Here is a 17,527-nt window from a genome sequence, read left to right as displayed (position 1 = left end):
CCTCACTCCGGGTCCGGGTGCCGCGCCCACCCCACTGCTTGTCTCGTACGGGAGTTGTGCCATGACAGTGCTGCTCGGCAAGGACATCCCGGTCGGTGCGCCGGCCGCCGACGAACGGATCGGTCTGCACAGCCCGGCGAGCCCGGCCACCACCCCGGCCGCGGCCGCCACCCAGCGGCCCATCGAGGGCTCGGTGCACTCCTGGGACCTCTCGACGGGAGTCGACGGCCCCGGCACCCGCTTCGTGACGTTCCTGGCCGGCTGCCCGCTCGCCTGCCTGTACTGCCACAACCCCGACACGATGAAGATGCGCAACGGCAAGCGCACCTCCGCAGACGACGTGATCGCCGAGGCGGCCAAATACACGACCTTCATCAAGGCCTCCGGCGGCGGCGCCACCATCTCGGGCGGCGAACCCCTGCTCCAGCCCGTGTTCGCGGGCGAGCTCTTCCACCGGATGAAGCACGAACTCGGGCTGCACACCGCCCTCGACACCTCGGGCTTCCTGGGGGTGCGCGCCACCGACGCGATGCTGCGCGACATCGACCTGGTGCTCCTGGACATCAAGTCCTGGGACCGCGACACCTACAAGAAGGTGACCGCCCGCGAGCTGCAGCCCACCCTGGACTTCGCCCACCGCCTCGCCGACCAGGGCAAGGAGGTGCATGTCCGCTTCGTGCTCGTGCCCGGGCTCACCGACGACCCCGCCAACGTGGAGGGCGTCGCCGCCTTCGCCGGCTCCCTCGGCAACGTCTCGCGCGTGGACGTCCTGCCGTTCCACAAGCTCGGCCAGTCCAAGTGGGAGGCCCTGGACATGCCGTTCACGCTGGCCGAGACACCCTCGCCGTCGCCCGAGCAGGTCGACGCCGTCAAGCGCGTCTTCGAGGCCCACGGCCTCAAGGCCGTCTGAGCACCCGAGGGCGCACCGGACGTACCCTGGACGCATGAGCACCGCCCCGAAGCCCCACGACGGCGAGCAGCCCGAGCAGCCGAGGCCCCGGCCCGCGCTGGTCTTCGACGACCCCCTCGACCAGCAGTCCTCGGACGACACGGACCGCGGCTGGGGCGAGCGGCCGGGTGCGGGCGGCGACAGCGCCGCGGACCTCGCACGCTTCCTCGACGAGAAGCCGCCGCACCACATCTGAGCGCCCGCCGGAGCGGGCACCGCCTCCGCTAACGCTGCGTGCCGCGCTGCGCCACCAGCTCGTCGCGGATCTCCTTGAGTACCTCGATCTCGGTGACCTCCAGCGTCTCCTGGACGCCTTCCTTCGCCTTGCGGTGCGCCTCCACCTTCGCCAGGTACTTGGCCATGGGCAGCACCATCAGGAAGTACACGACGGCGGCGGTGATCAGGAAGCTCAGCGTGGCGCTGAGCACCGTGCCCCACATGATCGGGATGCCGGAGACGACCTCGCCGTTCTTGAACTCGCACGGGCCCTGAAGGCACGAGCTGTACTGGTCGAGATCCTGGGTGCCGAACGCCCCGACCAGCGGGTTGATGACGCCCTTCACCACGGAGTTGACGATGTTGGTGAACGCGGCGCCGATGACGACCGCTACCGCCAGATCGACCACATTCCCGCGCATCAGGAAGGCCTTGAAGCCTTCCCACAGGCTGGTCTTCTTCTCCTCGCTCACCGTGGAGCCTTTCGTCGCTGCAATGGAAACGGAAGCTGCCATTAGGCCCGGCGGCCCGAAGCGACGTCCAATCCATGCACACGAACAGGTGAGTTGACGAACGGCCGCACGCGTGCAGACGCGGGCTCATCGCAACGTCACCGCGAGCGGTGTGCCCGAACCCGCGCCCACCAGCGCCGTCGAGACCTGCCGCGTGACCTGGAGCACCACCAACGCACCGCCGTCCAGGCCCTCTTGCGTGGCCTCGGGCACCTGCGCCACGCGCGCGTCTACGGCGACGACCCGCGCCCGCCTGCCGTTCGAGCCCGCCGCGACGACATCCACGCGGTCACCGGGCGACAGCAGTCGTACGGAAGCGGCATCGGCGATCCGTACCGGGGCCGACACCAGCTCGACGGGCCGGGCGGCCGGAGCGGGTGCCTCGTCCGCACGCGCGGGGGAGTCCGGCTCGGGGACGGCGTCCCGCGTGCCGAGCGCCAGCGTGGCGGCGGCCACCGCGAGCCCCGCCGCGAGGGCACGTCTGCGCCGCCGCAGCGCCCGCCTCAACCGCGCGCTTCCCCCTCGTACATGAAGAGGCGAGAAGTGCGGCACCGCGCACCCCGGCGCGGGCACCGGGGAAGCGGGCGGGGCGGCAGGGCCGGAGGCAGGTCTGGAGGCAGATCTGGAGGCAGGGCCGGAGGGAGGCGCGAAGCCTTCGAAGGAAGAAGGGTGGATGGGGGAGGACATGAGGAATCACCGCCGGACGTGAGAAGCGCCGTCTGAACGCTCGAACGCTCTGCGCGCTCGGAACGCCCCTCACGATCCGCCGATCGCCACGATCCCGCCGAGGCCTGTGGACAACCACCGGCCTGTGGACAACTCCCTCACCGGAACGAGAAGCTCCCACCCGTCACGCCCGTCACGCCCGTCACGCCCGCGGCGTCACGGCCGCGGGCGGCAGCCAAAACCCTCCCTACGGCAGCTCGATCCCCAGATCCCACCCGTCATGCGCATGCGTACACAGGCACTCCCGCTCCGACGTCCCGGGCAGCGCCCCCACGACGTCGAAGAGCACCTCGCGCAGCCGCCCGACGTTCTCCCCGAACACCTTCAGGACCTCGGTGTGCGAGACCCCTTCGCCCGTCTCGGCGCCGGCGTCCAGGTCCGTCACCAGGGACATCGACGTGTAGCAGAGCCCCAGTTCACGCGCGAGGACGGCCTCGGGGTGCCCGGTCATGCCGACCACCGACCAGCCCATCGCCGCGTGCCACTGTGACTCGGCACGCGTGGAGAAGCGCGGCCCTTCGATGACGACCATCGTGCCGCCGTCCACCGCCTCCCAGTCCCGCCCGCGCGCGGCCGCGAGCGCGGCGGCGCGGCCCACGGGGCAGTACGGGTCGGCGAAGGTCGTGTGGACCACGTTGGGCACGGTGCCGTCCGGCAGCGGGTGTCCGTCGAAGTAGGTCTGGGCGCGGGTCTTCGTCCGGTCGACGACCTGGTCCGGCACGAGCAGCGTCCCGGGCCCGTACTCGGGCCGCAGTCCGCCCACCGCGCACGGGCCGAGCACCTGCCGTACGCCCAGGGAGCGCAGCGCCCACAGGTTGGCCCGGTAGTTGATGCGGTGCGGCGGCAGGCTGTGGCCGCGGCCGTGCCGGGGCAGGAACGCCACCGTGCGGCCGGCGAGCTCGCCGAGGAAGAGGGAGTCGCTGGGCGCTCCGTAGGGGGTTTCGACCGTGACCTCGGTCACGTCCTCCAGGAAGGAGTAGAAGCCGGAACCACCGATCACGCCGATCTCTGCGTTCGCCATGCGATCAGCGTAGCCATACGCGAAACCCCGCTGCCTGATGGCAGCGGGGCGCGGAAGAACGGGGAGCCGTCAGGCGGCCGACGTCGACGACGAGGAAGAAGAAGACGTCGAGGACGTGGACGACGAGGAGGTCGAGCCCGTCGTGGAGGACGAGGACGACTTCGCGGCCGAGGAGGACGACGACGAGGCCGGCGTGCTGCTCGACGAGGAGCCGCGGCTGTCGTTGCGGTAGAAGCCCGAGCCCTTGAACACGATGCCGACGGCCGAGAACACCTTCTTGAGGCGTCCCTGGCAGCTCGGGCACTCGGTCAGAGCGTCATCGGTGAACTTCTGCACCGCCTCGAGGCCTTCGCCGCACTCGGTGCACTGGTACTGATACGTCGGCACTTGCTTCCTCCTGGCACTCTCACTCGATGAGTGCTAACGACGTTCCATAGTGACGTATTCCGCTGGATCAGTCCACCGTGGCGAGCGCGCGGTGACCGACACCACGTGCCACGGTCCGCCCCTTGGAGGCCGGTACGAGCCGGTTGCGCAGGGCGAACAGGGTCAGCAGCGCCAGCGCGGTGGCGACCGCGGGCACCAGGAAGCCGAAGCTGGCACCGTGTGCGTCCGCGAGGCGGCCCGCCACGGTCACGGCGGCGGCCTGCCCGAAGGCGACCGCACCCGTCAGCCAGGTGAACGCCTCGGTCCGCGCAGAGGCCGGCACCAGCTGCTCGACCAGCGTGAACGCGGTGATCAGGGCCGGTGCGATGGACATGCCCACGAGCAGTCCGACGACCGCGAACAGGGCCACGGAGTTCAGCGTCCACAGGGTGGAGGCGACGACGGTCAGGAGCGCGTAGCCGAGCAGCAGCCGGCGGCGCGGACCGACCTTCCAGACGATGGCGCCGCACGCGATGCCCGCGATCATGTTGCCCGCGGCGAAGATCCCGTACAGCAGACCGTTCACGCCGGCCTGGCCGATCTCCTCGGCGAAGGCCGTCAGCGAGACCTGCATGCCGCCGAAGACGGCGCCGATGCCGAGCATCGCGACGATCAGCGCGCGCACGCCCGGGATGGACAGCGCGGAGGCCTGCGCGCTGCGCTCGCCGGAGGCGGCGGCCCGCGCGGGCTGGGTGCCGCGCTGTGCGGCGAAGAGCAGTCCGCCGGCGAGCGTCAGGACGGCCTGGGCGGCGAGGCCCGCGCCCGGGTGGACGTAGGTGCACAGGGCGGTGGCCAGGACGGGGCCGACCACGAAGGTGAGCTCGTCGGTGACGGACTCGAAGGCCGCGGCGGTCGGCAGCAGGTGCGCGCGGTCGGGCCGGTCGAGCACGGCGGCCCAGCGGGCCCGGACCATCGGGCCGACCTGCGGCACCGAGGCACCCGCGGGGACGGCCGCGAGGAACAGCGCCCACAGGGGCGCGTCCGCGAGGGCCAGGGCGGCGAGCAGGACCACCGCGACGGCGTTGACCAGGACGCCGGGGATCAGGACGGCCGACTGTCCGAAGCGGTCCGCGAGCCGGCCGCTCTGCGGGGCGAACAGGGCCATGGAGATACCGGTCACGGCGGCGACGGCGCCCGCGCTGCCGAACGATCCGGTCGTGTGCTGCACGAGGAGCACGATCGACATCGTGAGCATCGCGAAGGGCTGGCGCGCGGCGAAGCCGGGCAGGACGAACGAGAGCGCGCCGGGCGTGCGCAGGAGCTGGCCGTAACCAGGGCGGGATTCGACCGTGGACACCACGGTCCTTGCCTTTCTGCTGCCTGGTAGCGGGCCCGTGTGGCTGCGCCGAGAGCTGTCCATCGTGCGCAGGGATCGTCGGTGATGCCGGTCCCTGCGGGGGGCCGCGGCCGCCGTGCGAACGCGCCAGCTCTGCTTCAGACAGAGGTGATTCGTTTTCGGTTCACATTGATTGTACGGGTCTTTCCGGCCAGGCGCCTCGGAAATGCGAGGTCTGGCCGGTGCAAGACCTGCGATTAGGCTCCTGTTCCCAGCCAGCCGGCCAGCTTGCCGCCCTGTCCGACGTCCCGCAGCCGCTTCTCGGCCGCGTCCCGTACGGGGTCCGTGGCGACGACGAGCAGCTCGTCCCCGCGCCGCAGGACCGTGGTGGGCCCGGGCACGAAGGACTTCTCGTCGCGTACGACAAGGGTGACGGCGGACCCGGCCGGCAGCCGCAGCTCGCCGACCTCGACGCCGTGCATCTTCGAGCCCTCCGGGATCGCCACCGAGAGGAGATGGCCGCGCAGCCGCTCCAGAGGTGCGGACTCGATGCCCAGGTCGTCGGCCTCGCCGGACTTGCCGAGCTTCAGGGCTTTGGCGAGCCACGGCAGCGTCGGCCCCTGGATCAGGGTGTAGACGACGACGAGCACGAAGACGATGTTGAAGATCCGCTCGTTGCCCTCGATCCCCGACACCATCGGGATGGTGGCAAGAATGATGGGCACCGCTCCGCGCAGTCCGGCCCAGCTCATCAGCGCCTGCTCGCGCCACGGGATCCGGAACGGCAGCAGGCTCGCGAAGACCTCCAGAGGGCGCGCCACCATCGTCAGGATCAGACCGATGATCACGGCGGGCCAGAAGTCGTCCACCAGGTTGTGCGGGGTGACGAGCAGGCCGAGCAGGACGAACATGCCGATCTGGGCGATCCAGCCGAGGCCGTCCGCGAAGCCGCGGGTGGCCGGCCAGTGCGGCAGCTTCGCGTTGCCGAGCACCATCGAGGCCAGATAGACGGCGAGGAAGCCCGAGCCGTGCGCGATGGCACCGGCCGCGTACGCGGTGACGGCGATGGCCATGACGGCGATCGGGTAGAGACCGGAGGCGGGCAGCGCGATGTGGCGCAGACCCCACGAGCCGAGGAAGCCGACCGCGAGGCCGATGGCCGCGCCGATCGCGAGCTCCAGGGCGATCTCGCCGACGAGGACGTACCAGGCGTGCACCGGCTCCACGGAGGAGAAGGCCACGACGAGGATGACGACGGGGGCGTCGTTGAAGCCCGACTCGGCTTCGAGCACACCCGTCACACGCGAGGGCAGCGGCACCTTGCGCAGCACGGAGAACACGGCGGCGGCATCGGTCGAGGAGACGACCGCGCCGATGATCAGCGCCTGACGCCATTCCAGACCCACGAGGTAGTGCGCGCCCGCGGCCGTGATGCCCACGCTGACCGCCACTCCGACCGTCGACAGGACGATCGCGGCCGGCAACGCGGGCTTGACTTCCTTCCACTTGGTGCCAAGGCCACCTTCGGCAAGGATCACCACAAGTGCGGCATAACCGATGACCTGGGTCAACTCGGCGTTGTCGAACTTGACGTTGAAGATTCCGTCCTGGCCTATCGCGATGCCGATACCCAGGTACAGGAGCAGGCTGGGCAGCCCGCTGCGCGAGGAGATGCGCACCGCCGCGACGGCGATGAGCAGGACGAGCGAGCTGATCAGGAGGAGTTCGTTGAGCTGATGGACAGTCAGTGGCCGTTCCTTTCGCGCGCGGTGGGTACTTCGTTACCTTACCTAATCGTTAACGCTTCCTTGACGGCGTCGAGGGGTTCGGCCTGCGGAACGGACTCCGCTTCCTGCCGCACATCCCACTGCGCCTAAGGTTGCTCCTGCACTCAGGACCCCAGGACCACCGCACGGCACACGTAGGCCGGCAGGACCACAAGGACAGCGATGCCCGCGAACACCACCGCCACTTCGGCCGACCGCAAGGCCGGCCGCAAGAAGGGGCGCCGTCTCCGCCTGCTCGTACTCGTCCTCGTGGTGGCCCTCGTGGCGGGCCTCGGGTACGGCGCGTGGTGGAGCATCAGCACGGTCCGCGCCTCCCTTCCGCAGACGAAGGGTTCGCTCACCCTCGACGGCCTCTCGGCCCCCGTCGACGTACGCCGCGACGCCCAGGGCATCCCGCAGCTGTACGCGGACTCGGACGAGGACCTGTTCCGCGCGCAGGGGTATGTGCAGGCGCAGGACCGCTTCTGGGAGATGGACGTCCGCCGCCACATGACCTCCGGCCGGCTCTCCGAGATGTTCGGCAAGGGCCAGGTCGAGACCGACGCCTTCCTGCGCACGCTGGGCTGGCACCGGATCGCGAAGCAGGAGTACGACGAGAAGCTCTCGCCCGAGACGAAGAAGTACCTCAAGGCGTACGCGGACGGGGTCAACCAGTACCTGGAGGGCAAGTCCGGCGAGGACGTCTCCGTCGAGTACGCGGCCCTCGGTTTCACCACCGACTACACGATCGAGAAGTGGACCCCCGTCGACTCGGTGGCCTGGCTCAAGGCCATGGCCTGGGACCTGCGCGGCAACATGCAGGACGAGATCGACCGTTCGCTGATGTACAGCCGGCTCGGTCCGAAGGAGATCGCCGAGCTCTACCCGAAGTACCCGTACGAGACGCACAAGCCGATCGTGCAGGAAGGTGCCGTCGACACGGCGTCGGACACGTACGACCCGAAGGCGAGTGCCACTCAAGGGCAGTCCGGTGGGGCGAACGGCCTGAACACCGGCACCGACGGCGCGGCCCTCACCACCCAGCTCTCGGGCCTCTCCAGGATCCTCGAGAACATGCCCGACGCGATCGGACCCAACGGCAACGGCATCGGCTCCAACTCGTGGGTGGTCGCCGGTGACCACACCACCACCGGCAAGCCGCTGCTGGCCAACGACCCGCACCTCGCGCCGCAGCTGCCCTCGCTCTGGTACCAGATGGGCCTGCACTGCAAGACCGTCAGCGAGAAGTGCCAGTACGACGTCTCCGGCTACACCTTCTCCGGCATGCCCGGCGTGATCATCGGTCACAACGACGAGATCGCCTGGGGCATGACCAACCTCGGCGCCGACGTCACCGACCTCTACCTGGAGAAGATCCAGGGCGACGGCTACCTGTACGACAACAAGGTGCAGCCGTTCAAGACCCGCAAGGAGACCATCAAGGTCGCCGGCGGGGACAGCCGCACCATCACCGTCCGCGAGACCAACAACGGGCCGCTGCTCTCCGACCGCAGCGACGAACTGGGCAAGGTCGGCGAGGAGGCGCCCGTCACCGCCTCCGCGCCGGACCGATCCGACGGCTACGCGGTGGCGCTGCGCTGGACCGCGCTCGACCCGGGCCGCTCGATGGACGCGGTGTTCAGCCTCAACAAGGCGAAGGACTTCAAGGAGTTCCGGGCCGCCGCCGCCCTCTTCGAGGTGCCGTCGCAGAACCTGATCTACGCGGACCGCGCCGGCAACATCGGCTACCAGGCACCCGGCCGCATCCCCACCCGCGCCGCGAAGCACACCGGCACGGTGCCCGCGCCCGGCTGGGACGCCGCGTACCGCTGGACCGGGTACATCGACCAGAAGGCGCTGCCCTACGAGTACAACCCCGAGCGGGGCTACATCGTGACCGCCAACCAGGCCGTGGTGGACGAGTCGTACCCGTACGAGATGACCCGGGACTGGGGCTACGGCGCCCGCAGCCAGCGGATCAATGACCTCATCGAGTCGAAGATCGAGGACGGCGGGAAGATCTCGACCGAGGACATGCGCACCATGCAGATGGACTCCAGCAGCGAGATCGCCAAGCTGCTCACGCCCATGCTGCTCAAGATCGACATCACGGACCCGGACGTCCGCGACGGCCAGCAGCTCCTGGAGGGCTGGGACTACACGCAGAGCGAGGACTCGGCGGCGGCCGCGTACTTCAACGCGGTGTGGCGCAACATCCTCAAGCTCGGCTTCGGCAACAAGCTGCCCAAGGAGCTGCGGGTCAAGGGCTCCTGCATCAGCGTCGAGCCGGCCGACAAGACGGGACCGGTCGACGACCCCGACGCGAGGGTCCGCGAGTGCGGCGAGCGGGACGCGGACGCGGCCCAGCCGGACGGCGGCGACCGCTGGTTCGAGGTGGTGCGCCGGCTCGTCAAGCAGGAGGACAGCGAGTGGTGGCAGACGCCGAAGAGCCGTACGGACAAGGCGACCACCACGCGTGACGAGCTGTTCGAGCGGGCCATGGAGGACGCGCGCTGGGAGCTGACCGCCAAGCTCGGCAAGGACATGGACACCTGGAGCTGGGGCCGGCTGCACACCCTGGAGCTGAAGAACCAGACCATCGGCACCGAGGGCCCGGGCTTCATGCAGTGGCTCCTCAACCGCGGCCCGTACAAGCTCGGCGGCGGCGAGGCCACGGTCAATGCGACCGGCTGGAACGCGGCCGGCGGCTACCAGGTGATCTGGGTGCCGTCGATGCGGATGGTGGTCAACCTCCAGGACTTCGACAAGTCGAAGTGGATCAACCTGACCGGTGCGTCGGGGCACGCGTACAGCCCTCACTACACCGACCAGACCGACAAGTGGGTCAAGGGCGAGCTCTACGACTGGTCCTTCGGCGAGAAGGCCGTCGAGGAGGCCACCGAGGACCATCTGGTGCTGAAGCCTTAGAAGGGCTGAAGCCTTAGAAGGTACGGATCCCCGAGGGGGTCACCACCGCGTGCACGGGGTGGTCGTGCGGTTCCGCCGGAACCCGCGCGACCACCTCGTTGTCGTAGAGCAGCACGACGAGCCGCGGATTCGCCCCGGCCCGTTCCAGTCGCGCGAGCACCCGGTCGTACGAGCCTCCGCCGCGGCCGAGCCGCATCCCGCGCCCGTCCACGGCGAGCCCCGGCAGCAGCACCGCGTGGGCGGAGGTGACGGCCTCGGGGCCGAGCCGCTCGCCGACGGGTTCGAGCAGCCCGCGCGCGGCCGGCGCGAGGCGCTCAGGGCCTTCGTACGCGGCCCAGTCCAGGTCGTTGTCCGCGAGCAGTACCGGCAGCAGCACCCGGACGCCGCGCGCCCGCAGGGCGTCGAGCAGGGCGCGCGTGCCGGGCTCACGGCCCACCGACACATAGGCGGCGACCACGGTCCCGGGGGCGCTCAACGCGTCGAGCCGCAGCGCCCGTTCGCTCAGCGCGAGCGCCGCCACCTGCACGTCATCTGCCGTCAAGGTCCTCCTCACGTCGAGGAGTTCCCGGCGCAACCCGGCCTTGGCAGCCTTGCGGTCGGGGTCGATTGTCACAGGTCGTCCACACCCATCACGTCCAAAGTGCCTCAAAGGGAATGAATCAAGCGGAACCAAATGTTCCGCACATTCCCAGCGGATATGGTGCGGGACATGACTGAGCGCCCCACCATCACCAAGGCTGTCATCCCGGCAGCAGGTCTCGGCACCCGCTTCCTGCCGGCCACCAAAGCGACCCCGAAGGAAATGCTTCCGGTCGTCGACAAGCCGGCCATCCAGTACGTGGTGGAAGAGGCCGTGGCAGCCGGTCTCTCCGACGTCCTGATGGTCACCGGCCGCAACAAGCGCCCGCTCGAGGACCACTTCGACCGCAACTACGAACTGGAAAGCGCCCTGGAGAAGAAGGGCGACGCCGGCCGCCTCGCCAAGGTCCAGGAATCCAGCGACCTCGCCACCATGCACTACGTACGCCAGGGCGACCCCAAGGGCCTCGGCCACGCCGTCCTGTGCGCCGCCCCGCACGTGGGCAACGAGCCCTTCGCCGTCCTCCTCGGTGACGACCTCATCGACGCCCGCGACCCGCTCCTGCAGCGCATGGTCGAGATCCAGGAGCGCGAGGGCGGCAGCGTCATCGCCCTCATGGAGGTCGACCCCTCGCAGATCCACCTCTACGGCTGCGCGGCCGTCAAGCCGACCGGCGACGACGACGTCGTGCAGATCACCGGCCTGATCGAGAAGCCCGAACCCGCCGAGGCGCCCAGCAACTTGGCGATCATCGGCCGCTATGTGCTCGCCCCGGAGATCTTCGCCATACTGCGGGAGACCGAGCCCGGTCGCGGCGGCGAGATCCAGCTCACCGACGCGCTGCAGAAGCTCGCGACGTCCGATGTGGGCGGCCCGGTGCACGGCGTGGTCTTCAAGGGCCGCCGCTACGACACCGGTGACCGCGGCGACTACCTTCGCGCCATTGTCCGACTCGCGTGCGAACGTGAAGACCTGGGCCCGGACTTCCGGACCTGGCTTCGCAGTTACGTCACCGAGGAGATGCAGCAGTCTTGACCAGCACCACGGATCAGGCCGCCCCCGTGTGGTCGGTGACCGAGCACCTCGACGACATCCTGGCCACCGTCCGGCCGCTGGAGCCCATCGAGCTCCAGCTCCTGGACGCGCAGGGCTGCGTCCTCGTCGACGACGTCACCGTCCCTCTCTCGCTGCCGCCCTTCGACAACAGCTCCATGGACGGGTACGCGGTCCGGGTCGCCGATGTCGAGGGCGCGAGCGAGGAGTTCCCCGCCGTCCTCGAAGTGATCGGGGACGTGGCGGCGGGCAGCGCGGGCGACCTGACCGTGGGCGCGGGCCAGGCCGCGCGCATCATGACCGGCGCACCGCTGCCGCCCGGCGCGGAGGCCGTCGTCCCGGTCGAGTGGACCGACGGCGGGCTCGGTGAGGGCCCCGTCGGCGGCATGACCCCGCACTCCGCCTCGCCCGAGGGAGCCTCGGGCGAGGTGCGGGTGCACCGGGCCGCCGCGGCCCGCGCGCACGTCCGCGCCCAGGGCAGCGATGTCCAGGCCGGCGAACTGGCGCTCGCCGCGGGCACGGTGCTCGGACCGTCCCAGATCGCCCTCCTCGCCGCGATCGGCCGCGCGACCGTGCGGGTACGGCCCCGCCCGCGCGTGGTCGTGATGTCCACCGGCAGCGAACTGACGCAGCCCGGCGAGGGCTTGGGCAAGGGCCAGATCTACGACTCCAACTCCTTCGCGCTGACCGCCGCCGCGCGGGACGCGGGCGCCATCGCGTACCGCGTGGGCGCCGTCGCGGACGACGCGGAGACCCTGCGCTCCACCATCGAGGACCAGCTGATCCGCGCGGACCTCCTTGTCACGACGGGCGGGGTCAGCGTCGGCGCGTACGACGTCGTCAAGGAAGCGCTGCAGAGCGTGGGCGACGAGGACGAGGCGGGCGCAGGGATCGAGTTCCGCAAGCTCGCCATGCAGCCGGGCAAGCCGCAGGGCTTCGGCTCCATCGGCCCCGACCACACACCCCTGCTCGCCCTGCCGGGCAACCCCGTCTCGTCGTACGTCTCCTTCGAGCTCTTCGTCCGCCCGGCGATCCGCACCCTGATGGGCCTCGCGGACGTCAGCCGCCCCACCGTCCGCGCCGTATTGCGCTGCGAGGCGCCGCTGTCGTCCCCGAAGGGCAAGCGGCAGTTCCTGCGCGGGGTGTACGACGCCGAGGCCGGGGCCGTCCGTCCGGTGGGCGGATCCGGGTCACACCTGATCGCGGCGCTCGCACAGGCGGACGCGCTGATCGTCATCCCCGAGGACACGGCCGAGGTCGCTCCGGGCACGGAGCTGGAGGTCGTCCTGCTGGGCTGAGCGGGGCGTCTGCCGGTTGGGCGCCACACCTGTCCCGTACCGCTGCCGTATGGCCGGTCCGTGTGCTCCCCGGGGGCCGTCGGGCGACCGGTGCGGGTACCGTGTCGCCCACATACGGCCCGCATGCCGGCCCCCGCACCGGGCCCGTGCGCGGCCGCCGATGGCCCGACCGGGAGCGCAGCAGCACATGAGCACGCAGGACCGCGACTTGTCACTCACCCATATCGACGAGGCGGGCGCCGCCCGCATGGTCGACGTGTCCGGGAAGGACGTCACCGAGCGGATCGCGCGCGCCTCGGGCCGCGTGCTCGTCTCGCCGCAGGTGATCGCGTTGCTGCGGGGCGAGGGCATGCCGAAGGGCGACGCGCTCGCCACGGCCCGTATCGCCGGGATCATGGGCGCGAAGAAGTGCTCGGACCTGATCCCGCTCTGCCACCCGCTGGACATCTCCGGCGTCAAGCTCGACCTCTCGGTCGCCGACGACGCCGTGGAGATCGCCGCCACCGTGAAGACGACGGGCCGCACGGGCGTCGAGATGGAGGCCCTCACCGCGGTCTCGGTCGCGGGCCTCACGGTCGTCGACATGATCAAGGCCGTCGACAAGGGCGCGGTCATCACGGACGTACGCGTCGAGTCCAAGTCGGGCGGCAAGTCGGGCGACTGGAGCCGGGCATGAGCGCCGCCCCGTACCGCGCCCTGGTCGTCACCGCCTCCAACCGCGCCGCCGCCGGCGTCTACCCGGACAAGGGCGGCCCGCTGCTCGCCGAGGGTCTGCGCGGCCTCGGCTTCGAGGTCGACGGACCGCAGGTCGTGCCCGACGGCGAGCCGGTCGAGGCCGCGCTGCGGGCCGGCGTCGCCGCCGCGTACGACGTGATCCTCACGACAGGCGGCACCGGGATCTCGCCGACGGACGCGACACCGGACGTGACGCGCCGCGTCATCGACTACGAAGTGCCCGGCATCCCCGAGGCGGTCCGGGCGTTCAGCCGCGACAAGGTGCCCGCCGCCGCCCTCTCCCGGGGCCTGGCCGGTGTCGCGGACCGGACCCTGATCGTGAACCTTCCCGGCTCGACCGGTGGCGTACGCGACGGACTCGCCGTACTCGAGGCCGTACTGCCGCACGCGGTCGAGCAACTGCACGGTGGCGACCACCCCCGCCCCGCGGACCCCGGGAGCCCGAGCTGAACAGCCCTGCCTGGCCCGCGGAGCCGGCGGACGGCGATGTGGTCCTCCGGCCCATAAAGCTGCGCGACCAGCGCGCCTGGCGCGAGGTCAACCGGCGCAACCGCGACTGGCTGCGCCCCTGGGAGGCGACCATCCCGCCGCCCGCCCCCGGCGCGCCGCCCGCGCACCGGCCCACGTACCGGCAGATGGTCCGGCATCTGCGGGCCGAGGCGAACGCGGGCCGGATGCTGCCCTTCGTCATCGAGTACCAGGGGCGGCTCGTCGGCCAGCTGACCGTCGCCGGGATCACCTGGGGCTCGATGTGCTCGGGGCACATCGGCTACTGGGTGGACCAGGCGGTGGCGGGCCGCGGCGTCATGCCGACCTCCGTCGCGCTCGCGGTCGACCACTGCTTTCGCCGCGTCGGACTGCACCGCATCGAAGTCTGTATTCGCCCGGAGAACCGGCCGAGCCGCAGAGTCGTGGAGAAACTCGGATTCCGCTCCGAAGGACTGCGTCCACGCTATCTCCACATTGATGGAGGCTGGCGCGACCATCTGGTGTTCGCACTGACCGCCGAAGAGGTGCCCGAAGGGCTGCTCGCGCGCTGGCATCAGACGCGCAGGCTCGCAGCTCAGGAGCAGGATCGTGCGCAGGATCACGAACAGCAGAAATGAAATAAGTGTTCGAAAGCAGGCGTCACTTGGCCGTGAATATGCCTGTAATCGAAGCCTGCTGATCGCATCAGTCACAAAAAAAGTTCGAGATATCAGCCAGATCGTGCGACACACCGGGCCAATTGGCAGATGGCCTCACCGAAACCCCTCTACCGTGTGAGGCGTGAGCAGCAGCGGCCTCATCTACGCAGTCATCGTCGGGGCCTGGGCCGCCTACTTGGTGCCGATGTGGCTCCGTAGGCAGGACGAGCTCAACGAAGCCCGTCCGACGGAACGCTTCAGCACCGCCATCCGTCTGCTGTCCGGACGGGCGGGCATGGAGCGCCGCTACGCCAAGGGCCTCAAGTCCCGCGGCGAGAGCGACGAGCCCGGGTCGGAGCCGGTCGGGACGGATCCCGTGACGGGATCCGTGGACGTCCGGTCCTTCGCCGCGCCTTCCGCCCCCGAACCGGCCCCCGAACCCGCCCCGTCCGCACCGGCCCCCGAGGCCCCGGCCGCCCGCCGGCCCGAGCCGAAGGCCGCGCGCCGCCCGGACCCCCAGGCCGCCGCGCGCGCCCGGCGCTCGCAGGTGCTCGCGCGCCGCCGCCGCACCACGATGGTGCTCTTCCTCGCGTTCACGCTCGGCGCGGTCGTCGCCGCGGTCGGCGGGCTCGCGTTCCTGTGGGCGCCCGCCGCCCCTGCCGTCCTCCTGAGCGCGTACATCCTTCATCTGCGCGCACAGGAGCGCCGCCGCTTCGCGTACGTCATGGACCGCCGCCGCGCCGAGGCCGCAGCCCGCCGCGTGCGCGAGCGCAGCGCGGCACGACGCCGCGAACCGGCCGCACGCGAAGAGGGCCCCACGGGCCCCGACCTCGCCGCCGACCGCCGTGCCCTCGTCGAGCAGACCGACCACGCCGAGTGGGTCGACCAGCAGCGCGAACGGCAGCGCGGCGGCGCCCGCGGCGACAGCTGGGAGCCCGTGCCCGTCCCGCTGCCCACGTACGTCACCGCGCCCGTCGCGCCCCGCGCGCACGGCGAGGTCGACCTCGGCGCACCGGACACCTGGAGCTCGGCCCGCTCGTCGGCCGCCGGCGCCGCGGCCGCGCGCCCGGCGAAGGCCGCCGCGGAGGAGACCGCGGAAGCGGCCTCGGAGACCCCCGAGGCCCGCCCCGCCAAGCCCACCGACGCCCAGGCCGCCGCCCGCCGCGCCGCCTCGGGCCGCCGCTCGCGCGAGCGCGGCCGCACCCCGCTCTTCGACCAGTACGCGGACCCGGAGCGTCCGCGCGCGGCCAACGAGTGAGCCCCGATCCGGGCCGCGGGGCTGACCAGCGCGGAACGGATTTTTGAGTACCCCGATCGGGGTGCTAAGGTTTCACTCGTTGCAAGGGCCTGTGGCGCAGTCTGGTAGCGCACCTCGTTCGCATCGAGGGGGTCTGGGGTTCAAATCCCCACAGGTCCACCGCAATTGAGAACCCCGCCGGGAATCCCCGGCGGGGTTCTTGCTTTGCGGGGGCATCGCAAGGGCCTGGCAGGGGCTTCCCGCCGGTCAGGCCAGCGGCTTGGCGAAGCAGCGGCTGCTCTCGTACGTCCGGTAGTGGCCGAACTTCTCGCACGGCTCGTAGCCGCTCGACGTGTACAGCGCGATGGCCTCCGGCTGCTCGGTGCCCGTCTCCAGAACCATCCGGACCCGGCCCGCGGCCCGCGCGTCCTCCTCCAGAAGGGCGAGGACCCGGCGCGCGAGGCCGAGCCCCCGGGCCTCACGGACCACGTACATGCGCTTCAGCTCGGCGTCCCCGTCCGCGTACCCCTCGTCGCCCGCGGCGCACTGGCTGCGCCAGCCACCGGTCGCGACCGGGCGGCCCTCGGCGTCGTACGCCAGGAGGTAGAGGCCCTGCGGCGGGACGAACATGGCGGCGTCGAGCGGGGTGATGTCGCCCTCGGGGTCGCCGTAGCGCTCCATGTACTCCAGCTGCACCTGGTCATTGAGCTTGATGGCGTCCGGGTGGTCATAGCGCACCGGCTGTATGTTCATGCGAGACATCGTACTTCTATGCGATCTGGCGGAGTGGGACTCATCCAGTGTGCCGGTATCGTGCCGGGGTGCTGACTGTGACTTCCGTGAACGTGAATGGGATCCGCGCCGCCGCCAAGAAGGGCTTCGCCGAGTGGCTCGCGGAGACCGGCGCCGATGTCGTCTGCCTGCAGGAGGTGCGGGCCGAGGCCGCGCAGATCCCCGACGAGGTACGGGAGCCGGACGGCTGGCACGTCGTCCTCGCCCCCTCCGTCGCCAAGGGACGCGCCGGCGTCGCGATCTACTCGCGCCGCGCGCCCGAGCGCGTGCAGACCGGCTTCGGCTCGGACGAGTTCGACACCAGCGGCCGCTACGTGGAGATCGACCTGCCGGGCGTCACGGTCGCGAGCCTGTATCTGCCGTCCGGCGAGGTCGGCACCGAGAAGCAGGACGAGAAGTACCGCTTCATGGCCGAGTTCCGTACGTATCTGACGGAGCTCAAGGCGCGGGCCGCCGCGGACGGCCGGGAGGTCGTGGTCTGCGGCGACTGGAACATCGCGCACCAGGAGGCGGACCTCAAGAACTGGCGCGCCAACCGCAAGAACTCCGGCTTCCTGCCGGAGGAGCGGGACTGGCTCGGCACGGTCTTCGAGACGGAATACGTGGATGTGGTGCGGGCTCTGCACCCGGATGCCGAAGGGCCGTACTCGTGGTGGTCGTACCGCGGGCGGGCTTTCGACAATGACACAGGTTGGAGGATCGACTACCAGGTCGTGACTCCGGGGTTGGCCGAGCGGGCCGTGAAGGGCTTTGTCGAGCGGGCGGCCACGCATGAGGAGCGCTGGTCGGACCATGCGCCGGTGACGGTCGTCTACGGGGCCTGAGAAGCGGCGAGCGCCCTCTCGCGGGGTTCTCGGTTCCCAGGCGGTGTGGCAGCGTTGCCGG

The 17,527-nt window shown here is 70.7% G+C and carries 18 protein-coding genes and 1 tRNA gene; 11 read left to right on the top strand and 8 right to left on the bottom strand.

Going from position 1 to position 17,527, the window contains the following annotated elements; all coding sequences use genetic code 11:
* Positions 1-61: 61 nt before the first annotated feature.
* On the top strand, positions 62-910 hold the full coding sequence (pflA, locus tag ACIBI4_RS13725; RefSeq protein WP_399203981.1) for a pyruvate formate-lyase-activating protein: 849 nt from the start codon (positions 62-64) through the stop codon (positions 908-910).
* A 34-nt stretch (positions 911-944) separates the two neighbouring features.
* A complete protein-coding gene (locus tag ACIBI4_RS13720; RefSeq protein WP_399203980.1) occupies positions 945-1,145 on the top strand; it encodes a hypothetical protein in 201 nt (66 codons plus the stop codon).
* A gap of 28 nt (positions 1,146-1,173) precedes the next feature.
* Here the strand turns inward: ACIBI4_RS13720 and mscL are convergent, their stop codons facing one another.
* From mscL to ACIBI4_RS13690, 6 genes are all read right to left on the bottom strand, one after another.
* Positions 1,174-1,638: a large conductance mechanosensitive channel protein MscL gene (mscL, locus tag ACIBI4_RS13715; protein WP_399203979.1), complete on the bottom strand. Its 465-nt coding sequence runs from the start codon at positions 1,636-1,638 to the stop codon at positions 1,174-1,176.
* A 126-nt stretch (positions 1,639-1,764) separates the two neighbouring features.
* Positions 1,765-2,184, bottom strand: coding sequence for a hypothetical protein (locus ACIBI4_RS13710; RefSeq protein WP_399203977.1), 420 nt, complete (start codon positions 2,182-2,184; stop codon positions 1,765-1,767).
* A gap of 406 nt (positions 2,185-2,590) precedes the next feature.
* Positions 2,591-3,424, bottom strand: a complete 834-nt coding sequence (locus ACIBI4_RS13705; RefSeq protein ID WP_399203976.1) for an S-methyl-5'-thioadenosine phosphorylase — start codon at positions 3,422-3,424, stop codon at positions 2,591-2,593.
* A 69-nt stretch (positions 3,425-3,493) separates the two neighbouring features.
* Positions 3,494-3,811, bottom strand: coding sequence for an FmdB family zinc ribbon protein (locus ACIBI4_RS13700; RefSeq protein ID WP_399203975.1), 318 nt, complete (start codon positions 3,809-3,811; stop codon positions 3,494-3,496).
* Positions 3,812-3,878: 67 nt separating this feature from the next.
* The gene (locus ACIBI4_RS13695) at positions 3,879-5,150 is read right to left on the bottom strand and encodes an MFS transporter (RefSeq protein ID WP_399203974.1); all 1,272 of its coding nucleotides are present in this window, start codon (positions 5,148-5,150) and stop codon (positions 3,879-3,881) included.
* A gap of 233 nt (positions 5,151-5,383) precedes the next feature.
* Positions 5,384-6,874, bottom strand: a complete 1,491-nt coding sequence (locus ACIBI4_RS13690) for a potassium/proton antiporter (protein ID WP_399204307.1) — start codon at positions 6,872-6,874, stop codon at positions 5,384-5,386.
* 201 nt (positions 6,875-7,075) lie between these two features.
* On the opposite strand from ACIBI4_RS13690, the gene ACIBI4_RS13685 reads away from it, so the two are divergent.
* Positions 7,076-9,820, top strand: a complete 2,745-nt coding sequence (locus tag ACIBI4_RS13685; RefSeq protein ID WP_399203973.1) for a penicillin acylase family protein — start codon at positions 7,076-7,078, stop codon at positions 9,818-9,820.
* Between the two features lie 13 nt (positions 9,821-9,833).
* On the opposite strand, the gene ACIBI4_RS13680 is transcribed toward ACIBI4_RS13685, so the two are convergent.
* Positions 9,834-10,433 carry a 5-formyltetrahydrofolate cyclo-ligase gene (locus ACIBI4_RS13680; protein WP_399203972.1) on the bottom strand — a complete coding sequence of 200 codons (600 nt, stop codon included), beginning with the start codon at positions 10,431-10,433 and terminating at the stop codon, positions 9,834-9,836.
* Positions 10,434-10,529: 96 nt separating this feature from the next.
* Between ACIBI4_RS13680 and galU the strand changes: the two genes are divergently transcribed.
* The 7 genes from galU (at position 10,530) to ACIBI4_RS13645 (ending at position 16,030) form a co-directional block, all read left to right on the top strand.
* Positions 10,530-11,435: a UTP--glucose-1-phosphate uridylyltransferase GalU gene (gene galU / locus ACIBI4_RS13675; protein WP_399203971.1), complete on the top strand. Its 906-nt coding sequence runs from the start codon at positions 10,530-10,532 to the stop codon at positions 11,433-11,435.
* Positions 11,432-12,751, top strand: coding sequence for a gephyrin-like molybdotransferase Glp (glp, locus tag ACIBI4_RS13670; protein ID WP_399203970.1), 1,320 nt, complete (start codon positions 11,432-11,434; stop codon positions 12,749-12,751). The genes galU and glp overlap by 4 nt, the downstream gene beginning before the upstream one ends.
* Before the next feature lie 187 nt (positions 12,752-12,938).
* A complete protein-coding gene (gene moaC / locus ACIBI4_RS13665) occupies positions 12,939-13,427 on the top strand; it encodes a cyclic pyranopterin monophosphate synthase MoaC (protein WP_399203969.1) in 489 nt (162 codons plus the stop codon).
* Positions 13,424-13,936: a molybdenum cofactor biosynthesis protein B gene (locus ACIBI4_RS13660; RefSeq protein WP_399203968.1), complete on the top strand. Its 513-nt coding sequence runs from the start codon at positions 13,424-13,426 to the stop codon at positions 13,934-13,936. Before moaC ends, ACIBI4_RS13660 begins: the two co-directional genes overlap by 4 nt.
* The gene (locus ACIBI4_RS13655; RefSeq protein ID WP_399204306.1) at positions 13,933-14,592 is read left to right on the top strand and encodes a GNAT family N-acetyltransferase; all 660 of its coding nucleotides are present in this window, start codon (positions 13,933-13,935) and stop codon (positions 14,590-14,592) included. The genes ACIBI4_RS13660 and ACIBI4_RS13655 overlap by 4 nt, the downstream gene beginning before the upstream one ends.
* 163 nt (positions 14,593-14,755) lie before the next feature.
* A complete protein-coding gene (glpR, locus tag ACIBI4_RS13650; RefSeq protein ID WP_399203967.1) occupies positions 14,756-15,871 on the top strand; it encodes a gephyrin-like molybdotransferase receptor GlpR in 1,116 nt (371 codons plus the stop codon).
* Between the two features lie 85 nt (positions 15,872-15,956).
* Positions 15,957-16,030, top strand: a tRNA-Ala gene (locus ACIBI4_RS13645).
* Between the two features lie 87 nt (positions 16,031-16,117).
* On the opposite strand, the gene ACIBI4_RS13640 is transcribed toward ACIBI4_RS13645, so the two are convergent.
* Complete coding sequence (locus ACIBI4_RS13640; RefSeq protein WP_399203966.1) at positions 16,118-16,603, bottom strand: GNAT family N-acetyltransferase; 486 nt, start codon at positions 16,601-16,603, stop codon at positions 16,118-16,120.
* A gap of 47 nt (positions 16,604-16,650) precedes the next feature.
* On the opposite strand from ACIBI4_RS13640, the gene ACIBI4_RS13635 reads away from it, so the two are divergent.
* Positions 16,651-17,466: an exodeoxyribonuclease III gene (locus ACIBI4_RS13635; protein WP_399203965.1), complete on the top strand. Its 816-nt coding sequence runs from the start codon at positions 16,651-16,653 to the stop codon at positions 17,464-17,466.
* Positions 17,467-17,527 lie beyond the last annotated feature (61 nt).

It is taken from the genome of Streptomyces sp. NPDC050418, assembly GCF_044458745.1.
Lineage (GTDB): Bacteria > Actinomycetota > Actinomycetes > Streptomycetales > Streptomycetaceae > Streptomyces.
Note: the sequence above shows the minus strand (reverse complement) of the source record. Positions and strands in the feature narration are given on the sequence as shown.

Bases quoted from the DNA above. Each gene is read 5' to 3' on its own strand.
- pflA (WP_399203981.1), top strand. From the start codon at position 62: ATGACAGTGCTGCTCGGCAAGGACATCCCGGTCGGTGCGCCGGCCGCC.
- ACIBI4_RS13720 (WP_399203980.1), top strand. From the start codon at position 945: ATGAGCACCGCCCCGAAGCCCCACGACGGCGAGCAGCCCGAGCAGCCG.
- ACIBI4_RS13705 (WP_399203976.1), bottom strand. From the start codon at position 3,424: ATGGCGAACGCAGAGATCGGCGTGATCGGTGGTTCCGGCTTCTACTCC.
- ACIBI4_RS13685 (WP_399203973.1), top strand. From the start codon at position 7,076: ATGCCCGCGAACACCACCGCCACTTCGGCCGACCGCAAGGCCGGCCGC.
- galU (WP_399203971.1), top strand. From the start codon at position 10,530: ATGACTGAGCGCCCCACCATCACCAAGGCTGTCATCCCGGCAGCAGGT.
- moaC (WP_399203969.1), top strand. From the start codon at position 12,939: ATGAGCACGCAGGACCGCGACTTGTCACTCACCCATATCGACGAGGCG.
- ACIBI4_RS13660 (WP_399203968.1), top strand. From the start codon at position 13,424: ATGAGCGCCGCCCCGTACCGCGCCCTGGTCGTCACCGCCTCCAACCGC.
- ACIBI4_RS13640 (WP_399203966.1), bottom strand. From the start codon at position 16,603: ATGAACATACAGCCGGTGCGCTATGACCACCCGGACGCCATCAAGCTC.